The organism is Microbacterium californiense, assembly GCF_047246625.1.
Lineage (GTDB): Bacteria > Actinomycetota > Actinomycetes > Actinomycetales > Microbacteriaceae > Microbacterium.
On the sequence record NZ_JBFOKQ010000001.1, the window covers coordinates 1005977 to 1023157 of the forward strand.

Consider the following 17181-nt stretch of genomic DNA (forward strand, 5'->3'; position numbering starts at 1 on the left):
CTCGGTCAGAGCACGCGCGAGAGGAAGTCCTTCGTCCGCTGATGCTGCGGGTTGGCGAGGACCTCGCGCGGGTCGCCCTCCTCGACGATGTGTCCGCCGTCCATGAAGATCAGGCGGGAGCCCACTTCGCGCGCGAAGCCCATCTCGTGGGTCACCACGAGCATGGTCATGCCGTCGTCGGCGAGCGAGCGCATGACCTGCAGCACCTCGCCGACCAGCTCGGGGTCGAGCGCCGACGTCGGCTCGTCGAACAGCATCATGTCGGGGTTCATGCACAGCGCCCGCGCGATCGCGACGCGCTGCTGCTGTCCACCTGACAGGTGCCCGGGGTAGGCGGAGGCCTTCTCGGCGAGCCCGACGCGCGCCAGCATCGCGTGCGCGATGCTCTCGGCCTCGGCCTTGTTCCGCTTCTTCACGCGCTGCTGGGCGATCGTGAGGTTGCCGAGCACGCTCAGGTGCGGGAACAGGTTGAAGCTCTGGAAGACCATGCCGATGCGGGTGCGCACGCGGTCGATGTCGGTCTCGGGATCGGTGATGTCGATGCCCTCGATGAGCACCTTGCCGCCGGTGGGCTCCTCGAGCAGGTTCACCGAGCGCAGCAGCGTCGACTTGCCCGACCCGGATGGGCCGATCACGCACACCACCTCGCCGGCGGTCACGGTCAGATCGATGCCCTTGAGCACCTCGTTGTCGCCGAAGTTCTTCACCAGGCCCTGGATGTCGATCGCCGGGGCGTGGACGTCGATCGATTCGGTGCTCATCGCTGCCTCGCCATCCTGCGCTCCAGCCATGCCGTGTACCGCGTGAGCGGGATCGTCACGATCAGGTAGAGCAGCGCCGCCATGATGAGCGGCGTCGCGTTGGTGTTCTGGGTCGAGGCGTCACGCGCGAACGTCGTGAGCTCCTTCGACCAGATGAAGGTCCCGGCGACGAAGAGCAGCGAGGTGTCCTTGAGGAGCAGCACGAACTCGTTCGTCAGCGGCGGGATGATGATCCGGAAGCCCTGCGGGATGATGATCCAGAACGTGGTCTTCATGGGCGACATGCCGAGCGAGCGCGCCGCCTCGGTCTGCCCCTTCGGGACCGCCTGGATGCCCGCGCGGATCGTCTCGGCCATGTATGCGGAGGCGACGAGGATCAGTCCGATCAGACCGAGCACGACCGGGCCGCCCAGGTCGCGCCCCGAGATGCCCAGCGCGATCGGCAGGATGAACGTCACGGCGAAGATCGTGAGGATCGCGGGGAGCCCGCGGAAGAGCTCGATCCAGATCGTCGCGATCCACCGGAACGGGCCGATGCTCGACAGCTTCAGCAGGGCGAGCACGATGCCCAGCACGAGCCCTCCGAGGAAGGCGACGGCCGTGAACCACAGGGTGTTCACCAACGCCGTCGTGATGATCCCGGGGAACATCGCCGCAGCGACCTGGGGGTTGAAGAACAGTCTCCCGATCTTCTCCCAGTCGGTGCTGACCGCCGCCCAGACGAGGACGGCGATCAGCACCGCGTACACGGTGTAGCGATACAGCTTGCTTCTTGTGGTCCGTTTCAACGCCATCGTGAAGGACCTCCGAGACTTCCCGACACCGGTCAGTTGGCGGTGAAGTAGGAGTCGTAGATCGTCTGGTACTCGCCGCTGTCGCGCAGCTCCTTGAGAGCCTTGTTGACCGCGTCCAGCAGCTCGCCCTTCTCGCCCTTGGCGAAGGCGAAGCCGTACGACTCGTTGGTCTCGTACGTCTCGACGATCTTGTAGGCGCTGTCGGCCTTCTCGTGCTCGAGGTTGACCGGCTGGTCCTGCAGGATCGCGTCGATCTGCCCCGCCTGCATGGCCGGCCACAGCTCGCCGTCGGACGGGTACTGCACGAGCTCGGCGCCCGTGGCGTTCTCGGTCGCGTAGGTCTCGCCCGTGGTGCCCTGCTGCACGCCCACGGCCTTGCCGTCGAGGTCGTCGATCGACTCGATGCCCGAGTCGGTGCGCACGAGCAGCGACTGCAGCGACTCGTAGTACGGGTCGGCGAAGTCGATGTTCGCCTTGCGCTCGTCGGTGATGGTCATGGCGGAGGCGCCCACGTCGCAGGTGCCCGCGGCGAGCGTCGTGCCGGACTGCAGCGCGTCGAAGCCGACGTCCTGCACCGAGAGCTTCAGGTCGAGCTTCTTCGCGATCGCGTCGAGCAGGTCGATGTCGAAGCCGGAGTAGCCGCTCTCGCTGCTGGGGTCCTCGATCTCGAACGGCGGGTAGGGCACGTCGGAGCAGACCGTGAGGGTGCCGGCCTCGACCAGGCCGTACTCGTCGCCCGCGGCGGGCTCCCCCGAGCCGGAGTCGTCGGAACCGCCGGCGCATCCTGCGAGAGCGAGGGTGGCGGTGGCCACGAGCGCGAGGCCGGCGAAGGTAGTGCGACGGTGCATAGCTTGCTCCTGAGAGTCGTGTCGGGTAGCCCACGGGTCGTAGGTCGATAGGTCATCATCTTGGCACGTGCCGATGGAATGCCCGCACCCAGACTGCCCGATCCGGGATTACGGTTTTGTTTCGTTGCCCGCCCGGACGACGGTCTCAGACCTCGAAGTCGGCGGCCACGCGCGCGCTGACCACGGAGCGGATGTAGCCCGCGGCCTCCAGGTGCGCCGGGTGCACCTGGTACGCGTCCAGGTCGGCGACGGAGGCGAAGTCCGCGACGAGCGCGACGTCCCAGTTGGCGTCGGGCTGCACCATGTTGGCTCCCGCCGAGATCGACAGCAGCTCGGGCACGACGCCGTCGAGGGCGTTGAGCCGGCGCCCCACTTCGGCGGCCTGCTGCTCGCGCTCGGCGGCGTCCTCGGAGGCGAGCTTCCAAGTGACGACGTGGCGGATGGTCACTCGGACTCCTTCTGATCGGCGAGCGCTTCGCGCTGCACGGCGCTCTCGAGGGCGGCGCGCAGACGGTCCGGAGACACGCGCCAGTGCGCGTGCAGCTCGCCGTCGATCAGCACGACCGGGATCTTCTCCCACCACAGCTCGTGGAGCGTGGGATCATCGTGGATGGATCGCTCGACGATCGCGATGCGCTCCGCCGCGGCATCCGGGAACTCGGCGACGACCGCGTCGATCACCTCGGACGCGACGTCGCACAGATGGCAGTCGGGCTTGCCGATCAGCGTGAGCGTGGTCACGCCGAGGGGACCTCGACCGGGCGCCCCTGGGCGATCCACTCGCCGGTTCCGCCTTCGACGTTGGTCGCGTCGAAGCCGCGGGACTCGAGCGCCTCGACGACGCGGGCGGAGCGCCCGCCGGCCTGGCAGATGACGTCGAACGCCTCACCGGGCAGCTCGTCGAGACGGTTGCCGATCTCGGACATCGGGATGTTGACGGCGCCGGGGACGTGCCCGGCGGCGAACTCGCCCTTCTCCCGCACGTCGATGAGCGGCGTGCCGGTGCGGTCGGCGAGTTCGGTGACGGTGATCGACTTCATGGCTTCCTTCGGCTGCGCGGTATGCGGGGCAGAGACACAAAGCGCCCCCATTCGACATGCTCCGGGGAGCCGTCGGGGGCGCTCGTGTCTTGGTCGCTTACTTCTTGTTGCGACGCTGGTGGCGAGTCTTGCGAAGCAGCTTGCGGTGCTTCTTCTTCGCCATGCGCTTGCGGCGCTTCTTGATGACAGAACCCACGGAAACCTCACTAAGTCAGGGGCTGGGCGTCGCGCTTGTCGGACGCCCGGGTACGGGCACGGAAAAATGCCTCGGGTCAGTCTAGCAAATCACCGGCGCCCCGCCGTCACGACGGCCGTCGGGCGCCGAGAGGTCAGCCGACGTCCGAGATCGGACGCTGGAGCGCGTCCGCGACAGCGGACTCCGGCACGCGATAGCTGCGCCCGAATCGGATCGCCGGCAGCTCCCCCGAATGCACGAGGCGATAGACGGTCATCTTCGAGACGCGCATGATCTCGGCGACCTCGGCCACCGTCAGGAACCGGACGTCTGGTACTTCGGGCATCCCACGTACCCCTTTCTGGAATGTGCACACTCTATGGGTTGGCGGTGACGCGTGTAAACCCGTGTGCCGGGTGTGAACGGTGGGGCGCGAGCGCCCTCAGTCGCGTGCGGCCGCCTTGGCGATCCGCTCCCGCGCCTCCCGCAGTGCCTGGCGCTCCGCCTTCCGCGCGACGCGCAGCGCCTTCTCGGCCTCGCGGACGGACTTCTGCGCCTCCTTCACGCGGCGATCGCCCGAGAGTTCCGCCCGGTCGAGATCGACCCACTCGTCGGTCGACACATGCGGCTCGCCCCGATCGATCCGGTCGATGTACGCCTCGACGCCGTCCAGCATCCGCTCCACCCCGAAGCGGAACGGATCCGCCTCCGACAGGAACGCCCGCTCGTCGATCGCCGCCCGCAGGGCCGGATACTCGTCGGCCGTGATGACGCGGTCGAACAGCGCGGACTCGCGCATGGTGATCTCCTCCGGGGTCATGCCCGAGGTCCGGGACTGCTCGGAGTAGCCGGCCTGCACGATCCCGCACCATCGGGCATGACCGGTGACCGCGAGCGCCACCGCGAGCCGCTCCTCCGCGTCGAGGGGCGTGGACTCGAGGGCGGCGAGCGACGCGTCCAGCCAGGCGGAGCTGTGGGGGGTGATGGGCGAGCCGGTGATCGGCAGCGACAGCATCCACGGATGCCGGAGATAGAGGAGCACCTGCTCCTGGTACAGCGCGACCAGGCGTCCGCGCCATCCCTCCGCCTCGAGATGCGACTCCGGAGGGATGCCGGTCGCCTCCTCCTGCATGAGGAGGAGCAGGTCGTCCTTCGCGCTGACGTAACGGTAGAGCGACATCGGCGTGAACCCGAGCCTGGCTGCGACGGCGGCCATCGACACGGCTCCGATGCCCTCGGCGTCCGCCAGCGCGACCGCGGCGTCGACGATGCGCTCCACGCTCATCTCGCGCTTGGGTCCGCGTTGCGGCGTCGCGGCCACGCCCCACGCGAGCGCGATGCCGCGGGGCAGCTCGAGCGGATCTTCCTCGGTCATGGTTCCACCCTACTTCTGTTTATTGCCTAAACAGTGTGTTACCGTCATACGCATCAGTTTCGGACATACACAGTTTCGCACGTACACAGAGAGGATGCTCCCATGTCCACAGCCATCGAGGTTCGCGGACTGCGCAAGCGGTTCGGGGCCGACACGGTGATCGACGGGCTCGATCTGTCGGTCTCCCGGGGAGAGGTGTTCGCACTCCTCGGCCCCAACGGCGCCGGCAAGACCACGGCGATCAACATCCTGACCACTCTCCTTCCGGCCGACGGAGGCACGGCCACCGTGAGCGGCTTCGACGTGCACGCCGAGCGCGCGGAGGTGCAGCGCCGCCTCAGCCTGACCGGCCAGTCCGCCGCCGTCGACGACGTGCTGACCGCCACGGAGAACGTCGAGATGTTCGGCCGTCTCGCCGGACTCCGTGCACCCGCCGCACGGCGACGCGCGACCGAGCTGATCGCGCGATTCGACCTCGCCGACGCCGCGACCCGCCCCGTTCGGACCTTCTCGGGCGGGATGCGGCGCCGGCTCGACCTGGCGCTCAGCTTCGTCGTCACCCCCGAGGTGCTCTTCCTCGACGAGCCGACCACCGGCCTCGACACCCGCAGCCGACGCGAGCTGTGGGACCTCATCCGGGCCGTGGCGGATGCCGGTACCACCGTCTTCCTGACCACGCAGTACCTCGAGGAGGCCGACCGGCTGGCCGACCGGATCGCGGTCCTGCACGACGGCCGGATCGCCGCCCTCGGCACCCCGTCGGAGCTCAAGGCGCGCATCGGCGGGGACGCCGTCGACGTGCACGACGAGCGCGGCGAGGTGGTCCGCACGATCCCGACCGACGGCACCGTCTCCGGCATCCGCCGCGCTCTCGACCTCCTCGACCAGGAGCAGGTCGCCGGCATGGTCAGCCTGCGCCGCCCCACGCTCGACGACGTCTTCCTCGCCGTCACCGCTCCCGTCCTCGCATCCGACCGCCCTCTGGAGGCCTCCGCATGAACACCGTCGACGCGGCGCCGCGCCCCGCGGCATCCGCACTCCCCTCCCCCGCGCTGCGGCCCCGCCTGCGCGGGCTCGCCGCCGAACGGGTCTTCGTCGTCCGCAGCCTGCGTCACTCGCTCCGCGACGGAGAGTCGCTGCTGATGGCGATCCTGCTGCCCGTGCTGCTCATGCTCATGTTCACCTGGGTCTTCGGCGGGGCGATCGACCCGAGCGGCGCGTACGTCGACTACGTCGTCCCGGGCATCATCCTGACCTGCGCGGGCTTCGGGGCGTCCTCCACCGGCGTCTACGTCGCGAACGACATGCGCACGGGCATCATCGACCGGTTCCGCACCATGCCCCTGCGCGCGGGCGCCGTGCTCACCGGTCACGTGGTCGCCAGCGTGCTGCGCAACCTCGTCGCGACAGCGGTCGTCATCGGGGTGGGCATCCTCGTGGGGTTCCGGCCCAGCGCGACCCCGCTGGAGTGGATCGGCCTCGCCGCGCTGATCGCCCTGTACATCCTCGCCATCACCTACCTGTTCGCCGCGATCGGCCTCGCCGCCGGAAGCCCGGAGGGCGCCAACGGCTACGGGTTCATCCTGCTGTTCCTCCCCTACCTGTCGAGCGCGTTCGTACCGGTGGCGAGCATGCCGGAGTGGCTGCAGCCCGTCGCCGCGGCCCAGCCGATCACACCGATCGTCGAGACGATCCGCGCCCTGCTCGACGACGCGACGCTGCACGGCGAGGCCTGGTGGGCGGTCGGGTGGTGCCTGGTCATCCTCGCGGTCGCCGCGGCCTGGGGCTCGTGGCTCTTTCGCCGTCGGGCGGGGAGGCGCTGACGATCACAGCGCGGACATAGGCGTTCACCCGCGTTCGTCCAGGGTGGCCTGCGAAGGTGGGCGGATGCCACGGGCGGTGCCGCTCGGGTGCACGCGGGCGTGGGGACCCGCGGCCTCGCCCCTGACGACAGCCCCCGGTCGTCGGGGGCGAGTCGCGTCCTCGTGCGGACGCCGTCAGGCGCCGAGGCGCTTGAGAGCCGTCGCGACCACGTGCTTCGCCGAGGCCGCCGCGCGTCCGACCACCTCGGCCGCGTGCGCCGCACCGTCGGGAAGCGGGGCGAGCGGATAGTCGATGTCAGGCGCGTCATCACCGAACGCGTCGACGAGGAACGGCACGAGCCAGTCGTCCACCGCCTCCAGCGGCGCGACCGACAGGCTGTAGAAGCGGCGCTGACCGTCTTCGCGGACCGTCACGAGCTCGGCATCCCGCAGCACCTTGAGGTGCTTCGACACCGTGGGCTGGCTGATGCCCAGATCGAGGACGATCTGGCTCACGCTCGTGCCCGTCTCGCCTTCGGTCGTGCGTCGCAACAGGAGCTGGAGGATGTCTCGCCTCGTTCCGTCCGCGATCACGTCGAAGATGTCGGTCATGAGATCAGGTTAGTCGTCCCTGGCACGGAGTACCATGACGAGGGCTCGCCGAGAGGCGGCGGGCGATCGCCGGTCGACGGTGACGGGGTTCGAAGGGAGACGCGATGTCGGGCATCGTTTCGGCGTCGTCTCCGGGGCAGCGTATGCGCAACGTCACCGCTCAGGGCCGTCACCTCATCACGTCGTCGCCCTCCCGGTTCGCGATCGTGGTGTTCGCGCTCCTCATCCTCGTGTTCACCGCTCTGCTCTCGCTGCCGATCTCGTCGGCGGACGGCACGATCACCCCCCTCAGCGACGCCCTGTTCACGGCCGTGTCGACCATCTGCGTCACCGGCCTCGCGACCGTCGACATGGCCAACCACTGGTCGCCCTTCGGCCATGTGCTCATCTTCGTCGGCGTGAACATCGGCGGCCTCGGCGTACTCACCCTGGCCTCGCTCATGGGCATGGTGATCTCGAAGCGGCTCGGACTCCGGGCCAAGCTCATGGCCGCCGGCGACACGAACCCGCTCCGCGCCCACGGAGGAGTGGTCAACGAGAGCCAGACCGTGCGCCTGGGCGAGGTCGGTCAGCTGCTCACCACCGTGGCGCTTTCCGCGCTCATCATCGAGGGCGCGCTCGCGGTGCTCCTCTATCCCGCCCTCGTGATGGCGAAGGTCGATCCGATCGCCGCGCTGTGGGAGGCGCCGTACTTCGCGGCCATGGCCTTCACCAACACCGGCTTCCCCCCGAACGACGGCGGCGTGGCGGTCTTCGCCGACGACTACCTCGTGCTCACCCTCCTCATGGCGGGCGTCTTCCTCGGCAGCATCGGCTTCCCGGTGATCTACACGCTCGCCAAACACGTGTGGCACGTCAAGCGCTGGTCGCTGCACTCCAAGCTCACCCTGGTCACGACCGTCCTGCTGTTCGTGCTGGGAGCCGCCGTCTTCCTCATCCTCGAGTACAACAACCCGAAGACGTTCGGATCGATGGATGCGGGCGACACCACCTTCCAGGCGTTCTTCCTGTCGGCGATGACCCGCTCGGGCGGATTCAATGTCATCGACATGGCCGACCTCAACGGCTCTTCGCTCGTGGCCGCCAGCATGCTCATGTTCGTGGGAGGAGGCTCGGCATCCACCGCCGGCGGCATCAAGGTGACGACCCTCGCCGTGCTGGCGATCGCCGTGTGGTCGGAGGCCAAGGGACGCCAGTCCGTCGAGGTGTTCGGACGCCGCATCCCCAGCGACGTCCAGCGCGTGGCCCTCAGCGTCGTGGCGTGGGGGGCGACCATCGTCGCGCTGTCGACGATCATCATCGCCCAGATCACGAAGGCCGACATCAGCCACGTGCTGTTCGACGTGATCTCCGCGTTCGCCACGGTGGGTCTGTCGTCGGGCCTCACCGCCGAGCTGCCCGACTCCGGTTCGTACGTGCTCGCGGCCACCATCTTCATGGGGCGCATTGGTACAGTGACTCTCGCCGCGGCAGTCGCCGCGACATCGCGATCGCAGTATTACTCGCTGCCCGTGGAAAGGCCGATCGTTGGTTGAAGTCCTCCGGGGCGACGCTCCCGTCCTCGTCATCGGCCTCGGCCGGTTCGGCGCCGCCTGTGCGGGCGAGCTCGACCGCCTGGACCGCGAGGTGCTCGCCATCGACGGCAACCTCGAACTGGTGCAGAAGTGGTCCGACCGCGTCACGCACACGGTGCAGGCGGACGCCCGCAACATCGACGCCCTCCGGCAGATCGGCGCGCAGGACTTCCAGGTCGCGGTGGTCGCGGTGGGGTCGTCGATCGAGGCGTCGGTGCTCATCACCGCCAACCTCGTCGACCTGAAGGTGCCGCAGATCTGGGCGAAGGCCGTGTCGCAGTCGCACGGCAAGATCCTCGCCCGCGTCGGCGCCAACCACGTCATCTACCCCGAGCGCGAGGCGGGCGAGCGGGTCGCGCACCTGGTCAGCGGACGGATGCTGGACTTCATCCGCTTCGACGACGACTTCGTGCTGGCGAAGATGTACCCGCCGAAGTTCATCCGCGGCATCGGCCTCAACGAGTCGGGCGTGCGCACCAAGTACAAGGTGACGGTCGTCGGCGTGAAGAGCCCCGGCAAGCCCTTTCGCTACGCCGAGGCCAACACGATCGTCACGAATCACGACCTCATCATCGTGTCCGGCACCAACAGCGACATCGAGCGCTTCGCCGCCCTGGATCGCTGAGCACCTCGGCACCCGTCCGTGCTCCGACCGGCCCCTGCGGGCAGGTCAGGCGATTGCGCCGCATCAGGCGGATGCCGCCCACATCAGCCTGATCCCGCCGTGCCGCCTGGTACGGCCGTGTCGGCGTCAGGCTCCGGCGGCGAGCTCCCGGGCGCGCGCGAGCGCCGCCGCCGCGGCATCCGCGAAGACCTGCTCGAGGTCCGCCTGCTGCAGCACCGCGATCGCGCGCTCCGTCGTTCCCTTGGGGCTCGTGACCCGTCGGCGCATCTCCGCCGGGGTCTCGCCGGACGCCGCGAGGAGTGCGGTCGAGCCGATGAAGGTCTGCTCGGCCATCAACCGGGCGTCGGTCTCGCTGAAGCCCAGGCGGAGACCGACCTTCGTCCACTCCTCGATCAGCAGGAAGACGTACGCGGGGCCGGACCCGGAGATCGTCGACAGTGCGTCGATCTGCGACTCGGGCACCTCGATCACCGCCCCCACGGTCTCGAACAGGCGGCGCACGAGGGCCATGTCCTCCGCCGTGGACGCCCCTCCGGCGGCGAGTCCGGTGACGGCCTTGCCGACCGTGGCCGGCGTGTTCGGCATGGAGCGGATGACCGCGGTCCCGGCGCCGAGGACGTCGGCGAAGGTCTGCAGGGTCACGCCAGCCGCCAGGCTCACCACGATCGCGTCGGCCCTGAGGTGCGGCGCGATCTCGCGCAGCAGGTCGGGCACCATCGCCGGCTTCACACCGACGAGCACGATGCGCGCGGCGGCGACGGCCTCGGCGTTCCCATCGGGGCGGTCCTCGAGGGCCACGCTCGACACATCGCGCAGGTCGGCGAGATCCGCCGCACTCACCCGGGTGCGGTTCGTCGCGACGATGCCGCCGTCGACCGGGACGCCCGAGGCGACGACCCCACGGAGGATCGCCCCTCCCATCGATCCGGCACCGAGGAACGCGAGGGCGGGGAGAGAGTCAGCCATGTCGTCATCCTACGGCGGGCATGCCTGGGTTCCTCCGGTCGGCGGATCTAGACTCGTCGCATGAGTGCATCCGGCGGCGGCAAGGCGATCATCGCGGCGTTCCTGGCGAACATGGGCATCGCTCTGGCGAAGCTCGTGGCCTGGCTCCTCTCCGGCTCGGCGTCGATGCTCGCCGAGGCCGTGCACTCGATCGCCGACTCCGGCAACCAGATACTCCTGCTGATCGGCGGACGCAAGTCCCGGCGCGAAGCCGACCGCGCGCACCCCTTCGGCTACGGACGCGAGCGGTACGTGTCGGCCTTCGTGGTCTCGATCATCCTGTTCTCCCTCGGTGGCCTGTTCGCCATCTACGAGGGCGTCGACAAGCTGCGCCACCCCCACGAGCTCGACGAGCAATGGTGGTGGCTCCCGATCCTCGTGCTGGTGATCGCGATCGGGCTGGAGTCCTTCTCCCTGCGCACCGCCGTCAAGGAGAGCAACGTCGTGCGCGAGGAGGGTCAGTCCTGGGTCTCGTTCGTCCGGCGCGCGAAGGCCCCCGAGCTGCCGGTCGTGCTGCTGGAGGATGCCGGGGCTCTGACCGGCCTCAGCTTCGCCCTGCTCGGCGTCGGTCTCACCGTCATCACCGGCAACTCGGTGTTCGACGCGCTCGGCACTCTCATGATCGGCGTGCTGCTCGTGCTGATCGCGATCGTGCTGGGCATCGAGACGAAGAGCCTTCTCGTGGGAGAAGGGGCAAGCACCGCCGACCTCGACCGCATCGTCGACGCGATCACCCGCGGCGACGCGGTCGAGAAGCTCATCCACATCAAGACCCTCTACCTCGGTCCGGACGAACTGCTCGTCGCCGCGAAGATCGCCCTGTCGGCCGACAAGTCGGTGCGGGAGGCGGCCGACGACATCGACGACATCGAGGAGCGCATCCGCGCCGTCGTTCCCGCCGCGCGCATCATCTACATCGAGCCCGACGTGTACCGTCCGGCGATCGACCCCGAGCCTCCGACGGACGCCTTCGTCCTCAAGTCCTCCGACTGAGGTCTCCCGCACGCCGCCCGAGACGTCACCGACGCGGCGCGAAGAAGTCGCGGAGCAGCGCCGTCGCGGCATCCGCCTCGATCCCGCCGACCACCTCGGCACGGTACGGCAGCCGACGATCGCGCAGCACGTCGTACATCGAGCCCGCGGCGCCTGCCTTGTCGTCCCACGCCCCGAACACCACACGGGAGATCCGCGCCTGCAGGATAGCGCCCGCGCACATGACGCACGGCTCGAGCGTCACCACGAGCGTGTGCCCCTCGAGGTTCCAGGATCCGGCCGATGCGGCCGCCCGACGCAGGGCCTCGATCTCGGCGTGCCCGGTCGGATCGTGGGTCTCCTCCCGCGTGTTCCGGCCCTCGGCCACCACGCGCCCGCTCGGATCGAGCACCACGGCGCCGACCGGGATCTCGGAGGCGACGGCCGCCTCCCGCGCGAGCTCGAGCGCACGCGTCATCGCGGAGGCGTCGGCTGCGGTCATGGGTCGAGCCTACGACAGCGGCCCGTGGCCCTCCCCGGGGCGGTGCCGCGCGGACGATGTCGTCCCGGAGCCGCGAGCGCATTAGCCTGTATTCCATGCGTGTTCACGTCGCCGACCACCCCCTCGTCACCCACAAGCTCTCGGTGCTGCGCGACGCGCGCACCCCGTCGCCGGTCTTCCGCCAGCTCACGGAGGAGCTCGTGACACTGCTCGCCTACGAGGCGACCCGCAACGTCAAGGTCTCGCCGATCGAGATCACGACTCCCGTGACGACCACGACGGGCGTCAAGATCTCCGAGCCTCGGCCCATCGTCGTGCCGATCCTGCGCGCCGGGCTCGGAATGCTCGAGGGCCTCGTGAAACTGCTCCCGACGGCCGAGGTCGGCTTCCTCGGGATGGTCCGCGACGAGACCACCTTCGAGCCGACGACCTACGCCGAGCGGCTTCCCGACGACCTGAGCGACCGCCAGTGCTTCGCGATCGACCCCATGCTCGCGACCGGTGGCTCGCTGGCCGCCGCGATCCAGTTCCTGTTCGACCGCGGAGCCAAGGACGTCACCGCCATCTGCCTCCTCGGCACGCCGGAGGGCGTCGCGGCGATCGAGGCCATGGCCGGCGACAAGGACGTGACCCTCGTGCTCGGCGCCCTCGATGAGCGCCTGAACGAGAAGGGGTACATCGTCCCCGGCCTCGGCGACGCCGGCGACCGCCTCTACGGCACGGTCTGAGGCACCAGGCGGCGACCGACGTCAGCCGGTCGGTCGGTCAGTCCGCCGGTCGATCAGTCGACGACGAGGCGGTAGGCGCGTTCGTCGCCGTAGTGTGCGAACCCGGCGCGCGCGATGGTGGGCGCCGAGGTGGAGATTCGGCCCTTCACCAGAACCGTGACCGCACCCCACTCGCGGCTGAGGCGGACGCGTTCCGCGAGGACCCCGCGGTAGGCACCGCGCCCCCGATGCGTCTCGAGCGTCGCGGCGCCCCACAGCCGCGCGAAGCCGTCCGCCAGCGTGAACCCGCCCGTGCTCACGGGCGATCCTTCCAGACGCGCCAGCACGCGAGCACCGGTCCTCGTCGATGACGACGCGGTCACCTCGGCGAGCTCCTCCTCCAGGCCGTGCGTATCGAGCGGCTGCTGGCCCCAGACGGAGACGTTGATGCGATCGACCTCCCTGACCTGTTCCCACGTCTCGACACGCTCGGTCGAGACGGCATCCGGCACCTCCGTCGACACCTGCGCGAGGGGGCAGGCGAACACCGCGACCGTATCGACGTGCTCCGCACCGCGGCGCTGCAGGTCCGCCTCGAGATCCGGGGAGTCGGAGGGGTTGCTCCAGAATGTCAGCACCGACTCCCCCCAGGCCCGGGTCTGCGCGATCGCGTGCTGCACGACCTCGGCTGCGTCGAGCGCGGACCGCACCTGCGACCCCCGCACGCCGCCTCCGAACCGCTCGGGGTACCGCACGAGCAGCAGCTCGTCGTCTCGGCTCTCCGCGCCGCGCGGCAGCCACGTCCACTCGGCGGCCGCGCGGAGGATCTCATCGGTCGAGTGGGCTCTCGCAGACATCACTCCGCCGCTCCGACGAGTCGTGCGAAGGCGCTGAGCCGCGCCACGCCCTCGGGCGTGCGGGGAAGGTCGTCGAGGAGTGCCGGGGAGTGGATCAGGTAGGCGACGCACTGCGCCCGCGAGATCGCGACGTTGAGCCGGTTCTGCAGCAGCAGGAACTCCGGCCCGCGCGGCGCATCGCGCCCGCTGGACGCGGCGAGGGTCGTGATCGAGACCACCGCCTCCTTGCCCTGGAAGTTGTCGACCGTGCCCACCGGGACGTCGGCGAACCCGGCCGTCGCGAGGGCATCATGCACGAGCTGACGCTGCGCGTTGTATGGGGTGATGACGATGATGTCGGTCGGTTCGAGAGGGCGCACGGTGACGTCGTCATCGCAGTCCGTGAACGCGCGCCCGACCAGATCCCCGACGAGGCGGACGACCTCGGCCGCCTCCTCGGGCGACTGCGTGGCGTTGCCCCGATGGCGGAGGGGCACGACGTGGAGTCCCGGGTCGATGCCTTCGACGGACCGCTTCTCGGTGCCCGGCGCCGAGGCCAGGCGTCCGGCGTAGGACAGCTTCGACACCGGCGCCGCGACGAAGGGGTGCATCCGCCAGGAGCGCGCGAGGAAGTACCCGTACTCCGGCCGCACCACGGCGTCTCCGTCCATGACCCATCCCAGGGCGGACGTGTCGACGGGCTCGGGATGCGCGCCCTGGCTCACCTGGGGGAGCTGCTGGGGGTCGCCCAGCAGGAGCAGGCGCTCGGCCCCCGCCGCCACGGCGATCGTGGAGGCCAGCGAGAACTGGCCGGCCTCGTCGATCACCAGCAGGTCGAGACCGCCGCGGTCCACCCGCATCGTGTTGCTGAAGTCCCAGGCGGTGCCGCCCACGACCGCGCCTTCTCCCGCGTGCTCGCCGAGGAACGCCGCCATGCCCGTCTTCGGGATCACGGTGTACCCGGGTTCGGCGTCCGGATCCTTCGGAGCCTTCGCGACCCGGGCCGGAGAGACACCGTCGGCGACGATCCGCTCGAGGAGGGTCTCGATGATCGCATGGGACTGGGCCACGACGCCGACGCGGAAGCCGTGGTCGTTGACCAGTCGGGCGATCACCTGCGATCCCGTGTAGGTCTTCCCCGTTCCCGGAGGCCCCTGGACCGCGAGGTAGCTCCGATCCAGGTCGAGCACGGCGCGCACGATCGCGTCGATGGTGTCGTCCTCGCCCGAGGGGATGGGATTACCGGACACGGTGCGCGGGGGAATCCGCCGGATGATGTCGGTGGCGGCGTCTTCAGGGAACCCGGGAGCGGCCTCATGCACGGCATCCGCCCACTCGTCGATCGCTCCCTGCAGCGAGACCACCCGCGGCGGCGCGGCCGGGGTGAGCGCCAGCGGGAGCTCGTCCCAGGTCTGGCCCTGCACCGCCGACTCGGTCACGAGATAGCCGTCTTCGAGCACCCCGGTGATCGTCACGGAATGCGGCACGTGCACCGCGCGCGACGGGGTCTCGGTGTCGAAGGGAGCAGGCGCCTCGTACAGCGCGAACGGCTGGGCACCCGCCCCGAGCGTGGTGCCGGGAGACACCTCCCCGCGGATCTCGACGTCGCGCGAGAGCACGCGGCGCCCCTCGCCGACGCTCCAGTCCCGGACCACCCGCGAGGCGCCGCTGTCGACGCGCACCACGTCTCGGGTGCCCTCCCACATCGTGACCGGCTCGCGCAGGCGCTGGAAGTGCGCGACCCAGAAGCTCTTGGCCTCGCGGGGGAAGTAGTCGATCGCCGCTGCCGCGATACGGTGCACCTGGCCGTCGCCGCCGGCCTGCCGCTCGGACTCGGCGTCGGCGAGCAGGGCCACGGAGCGCGGCGAGGGCTCGTACACCACGTCGTCGGCGGCGTCGGGCGGAGCCGGCGTCACGCCCTTCTCCCGCGCGATCTCGATCAGCCAGTTGCGCAGCCGCCGCGTCGACACGCAGTCGTAGCGGTTGTAATCGGCGAGGTCCGCGAGCACGGCGTCGGCCTCGTCCCGCGCCCCCGCGGCCGCCAGCTCGCGCGCGGCGACGTACTGGACGATGGAGTCATCGCCCTTCTGCACGTCGCTGGTGCGCACATCGTCGCCCATGTAGAGCGGTTCGAGCTTCTTGATCGAGTAGGAGCGCGACCCGACGCGGACCGTCCGCAGGACGAGCGGGTACAGGTCGACGAACACGCCCTCGCGGAGCAGACGGTCGACCTCGCCCTCGCGCACCCCGTAGCGCGCGGCCATCGCCACCAGATGCGAGGTCTCGTAGGGCGCGTAGTGGTAGATGTGCATGCCAGGGTGCGTCTTCCGGCGCAGCGCGACGAAGTCGAGGAAGGTCTCGAAGGCCCGTCTCTCCTCGTCGAAGGTGTGCGCCCACAGGGCCGTGTACTGATCCGTGTTGTCGACCCACCCGAAGAGGTAGTCGATGCCCCACTCCCCCTCGCCATCCGCCGCCGGCTCGGTATAGAGGGGATCGCCCTCGAAGTCGAAGAAGATATCCCCGTGGCTCGGGACCGGCAGGGTGTGGATGGCCGGCGCGAAGTGGACGTCGTAGGTCGGGCCGCCCTCGGCATCGGCACGGAGCTGGAGGGCGGCCTGCGCCCGGAGCGCCTCGAAGGTGTCGCCGTTCATGCCGTCGGGCGCGTGCGACGCCGCGGCGAGGTCGTCGATCGACGCGATCCCGGCGGCACGCAAGCGCGCCCGCTGGACGGGCCGCATGCGGGCCACCATCAGCAGGTCCCGGTGCGCGAGCACCTGCTCCTCGCAGGTCGCGCACCGCCCGCACGCGACGATCTGCAGGTCGCCCCGGTCGTCGCCCCATCCGAGCGGCTCCCCCTCGGCGCCGTCCGCGATGCGCCGATCGGCGATCAGCGCGCGCAGTCGCGCCCGACGCACCCGGAACAGGGGCAGCAGATCGTCGACCGCGTGGGTGCTGAGCGAGCCGTCGCCCAGGATCAGGTCGACCTCGTCCGAACGCGGGACGCCCAGCCGATCCAGCTGATCGGCGTATGCCGCCAACTGCATCAAAGCGGTCACGCGTGCCTTGCGAGCGAGCTTCGAGTCCTGCACGCGCCAGCGGCCGTCGGGATCCTTGCGCAGGAAGTCCGCGAACCCGACGAACTCCTCCGTGGCGAACGCCGCCTGGAAGACGACCTCCGCCGTCGAGCGCAGGGCCTGCTCGGTCTCGGCGACCGCCGCCGCGAGAGCCTCGGCATCGACCGAGGAGACCTTGTCGATCCGGTGCACGGCCGCCTCGCCGAGGTCGGCGACGTACCGCGCGAGGACGTTGCGCTCGTGCACGTCGCCCAGCAGCGCCGCCCGCGCGAGGGTGGCGTCTTCCGGCTCCTCGACGGCCGGGACGCGTCCGAGCTTCGCATCGATCGCGCGGCACCACGCGAACTCGCATTCCGCAGCGGCCTTCAGGTCGCTGGCACTCCAGATGACGCGTTGCGCCGGGGTGTCGATCCGCACGATGCTCCATTTCCTCGGTGATTCGACAGTAGCCGCGGCATCCGACACTGCCGTGCGACGGC

20 protein-coding genes are annotated in these 17181 nt (G+C 69.8%); 6 read left to right on the forward strand and 14 right to left on the reverse strand.

Annotated features, from left to right (window positions below; genetic code table 11):
• Positions 1-5: 5 nt before the first annotated feature.
• The 9 genes from AB3M82_RS04790 to AB3M82_RS04830 all read right to left on the reverse strand — a co-directional run bounded on the left by AB3M82_RS04790 (position 6) and on the right by AB3M82_RS04830 (position 4993).
• On the reverse strand, positions 6-761 hold the full coding sequence (locus tag AB3M82_RS04790) for an amino acid ABC transporter ATP-binding protein (protein WP_412955909.1): 756 nt from the start codon (positions 759-761) through the stop codon (positions 6-8).
• Positions 758-1555 (reverse strand): amino acid ABC transporter permease, encoded by a 798-nt coding sequence (locus tag AB3M82_RS04795; RefSeq protein WP_412955911.1) that lies wholly within the window; start codon positions 1553-1555, stop codon positions 758-760. The genes AB3M82_RS04790 and AB3M82_RS04795 overlap by 4 nt, the downstream gene beginning before the upstream one ends.
• Before the next feature lie 32 nt (positions 1556-1587).
• Positions 1588-2403: a basic amino acid ABC transporter substrate-binding protein gene (locus AB3M82_RS04800; RefSeq protein WP_412955913.1), complete on the reverse strand. Its 816-nt coding sequence runs from the start codon at positions 2401-2403 to the stop codon at positions 1588-1590.
• Between the two features lie 145 nt (positions 2404-2548).
• The gene (locus AB3M82_RS04805) at positions 2549-2851 is read right to left on the reverse strand and encodes a Dabb family protein (RefSeq protein ID WP_412955915.1); all 303 of its coding nucleotides are present in this window, start codon (positions 2849-2851) and stop codon (positions 2549-2551) included.
• The gene (locus AB3M82_RS04810; RefSeq protein WP_412955916.1) at positions 2848-3144 is read right to left on the reverse strand and encodes a glutaredoxin family protein; all 297 of its coding nucleotides are present in this window, start codon (positions 3142-3144) and stop codon (positions 2848-2850) included. Before AB3M82_RS04810 ends, AB3M82_RS04805 begins: the two co-directional genes overlap by 4 nt.
• Positions 3141-3443 (reverse strand): rhodanese-like domain-containing protein, encoded by a 303-nt coding sequence (locus AB3M82_RS04815; RefSeq protein WP_412955918.1) that lies wholly within the window; start codon positions 3441-3443, stop codon positions 3141-3143. The genes AB3M82_RS04810 and AB3M82_RS04815 overlap by 4 nt, the downstream gene beginning before the upstream one ends.
• A 97-nt stretch (positions 3444-3540) precedes the next feature.
• The gene (locus tag AB3M82_RS04820; RefSeq protein ID WP_003792170.1) at positions 3541-3639 is read right to left on the reverse strand and encodes a 30S ribosomal protein bS22; all 99 of its coding nucleotides are present in this window, start codon (positions 3637-3639) and stop codon (positions 3541-3543) included.
• A 133-nt stretch (positions 3640-3772) separates the two neighbouring features.
• Entirely contained in the window at positions 3773-3964 is a 192-nt protein-coding gene (locus AB3M82_RS04825; protein WP_102194159.1) for a helix-turn-helix domain-containing protein, read from the reverse strand.
• Positions 3965-4060: 96 nt separating this feature from the next.
• Positions 4061-4993, reverse strand: a complete 933-nt coding sequence (locus tag AB3M82_RS04830; RefSeq protein WP_412955920.1) for a TetR/AcrR family transcriptional regulator — start codon at positions 4991-4993, stop codon at positions 4061-4063.
• 102 nt (positions 4994-5095) lie between these two features.
• Here AB3M82_RS04830 and AB3M82_RS04835 point away from each other — a divergent pair, with 102 nt between their 5' ends.
• Positions 5096-5992, forward strand: a complete 897-nt coding sequence (locus tag AB3M82_RS04835) for an ATP-binding cassette domain-containing protein (protein ID WP_412955922.1) — start codon at positions 5096-5098, stop codon at positions 5990-5992.
• Positions 5989-6816 (forward strand): ABC transporter permease, encoded by an 828-nt coding sequence (locus tag AB3M82_RS04840; RefSeq protein ID WP_412955924.1) that lies wholly within the window; start codon positions 5989-5991, stop codon positions 6814-6816. Before AB3M82_RS04835 ends, AB3M82_RS04840 begins: the two co-directional genes overlap by 4 nt.
• 174 nt (positions 6817-6990) lie before the next feature.
• On the opposite strand, the gene AB3M82_RS04845 is transcribed toward AB3M82_RS04840, so the two are convergent.
• On the reverse strand, positions 6991-7407 hold the full coding sequence (locus AB3M82_RS04845) for an ArsR/SmtB family transcription factor (RefSeq protein ID WP_412955925.1): 417 nt from the start codon (positions 7405-7407) through the stop codon (positions 6991-6993).
• A gap of 143 nt (positions 7408-7550) precedes the next feature.
• Between AB3M82_RS04845 and AB3M82_RS04850 the strand changes: the two genes are divergently transcribed.
• Positions 7551-8942, forward strand: coding sequence for a TrkH family potassium uptake protein (locus AB3M82_RS04850; RefSeq protein WP_412958010.1), 1392 nt, complete (start codon positions 7551-7553; stop codon positions 8940-8942).
• The gene (locus tag AB3M82_RS04855) at positions 8935-9606 is read left to right on the forward strand and encodes a potassium channel family protein (RefSeq protein WP_412955927.1); all 672 of its coding nucleotides are present in this window, start codon (positions 8935-8937) and stop codon (positions 9604-9606) included. The genes AB3M82_RS04850 and AB3M82_RS04855 overlap by 8 nt, the downstream gene beginning before the upstream one ends.
• A 126-nt stretch (positions 9607-9732) precedes the next feature.
• Here AB3M82_RS04855 and proC read toward each other — a convergent pair whose 3' ends face one another.
• Positions 9733-10572, reverse strand: coding sequence for a pyrroline-5-carboxylate reductase (gene proC / locus AB3M82_RS04860; protein WP_412955929.1), 840 nt, complete (start codon positions 10570-10572; stop codon positions 9733-9735).
• Between the two features lie 60 nt (positions 10573-10632).
• Here proC and AB3M82_RS04865 point away from each other — a divergent pair, with 60 nt between their 5' ends.
• The gene (locus tag AB3M82_RS04865) at positions 10633-11604 is read left to right on the forward strand and encodes a cation diffusion facilitator family transporter (protein WP_412955931.1); all 972 of its coding nucleotides are present in this window, start codon (positions 10633-10635) and stop codon (positions 11602-11604) included.
• 25 nt (positions 11605-11629) lie between these two features.
• Here the strand turns inward: AB3M82_RS04865 and AB3M82_RS04870 are convergent, their stop codons facing one another.
• Complete coding sequence (locus AB3M82_RS04870) at positions 11630-12085, reverse strand: nucleoside deaminase (RefSeq protein ID WP_412955933.1); 456 nt, start codon at positions 12083-12085, stop codon at positions 11630-11632.
• 95 nt (positions 12086-12180) lie between these two features.
• Here AB3M82_RS04870 and upp point away from each other — a divergent pair, with 95 nt between their 5' ends.
• Positions 12181-12813 (forward strand): uracil phosphoribosyltransferase, encoded by a 633-nt coding sequence (gene upp / locus AB3M82_RS04875; RefSeq protein WP_412955935.1) that lies wholly within the window; start codon positions 12181-12183, stop codon positions 12811-12813.
• A 53-nt stretch (positions 12814-12866) separates the two neighbouring features.
• Here the strand turns inward: upp and AB3M82_RS04880 are convergent, their stop codons facing one another.
• Entirely contained in the window at positions 12867-13649 is a 783-nt protein-coding gene (locus tag AB3M82_RS04880) for a hypothetical protein (protein ID WP_412955937.1), read from the reverse strand.
• Positions 13649-17119: a TM0106 family RecB-like putative nuclease gene (locus AB3M82_RS04885; protein WP_412955939.1), complete on the reverse strand. Its 3471-nt coding sequence runs from the start codon at positions 17117-17119 to the stop codon at positions 13649-13651. The genes AB3M82_RS04880 and AB3M82_RS04885 overlap by 1 nt, the downstream gene beginning before the upstream one ends.
• Positions 17120-17181: the final 62 nt, after the last annotated feature.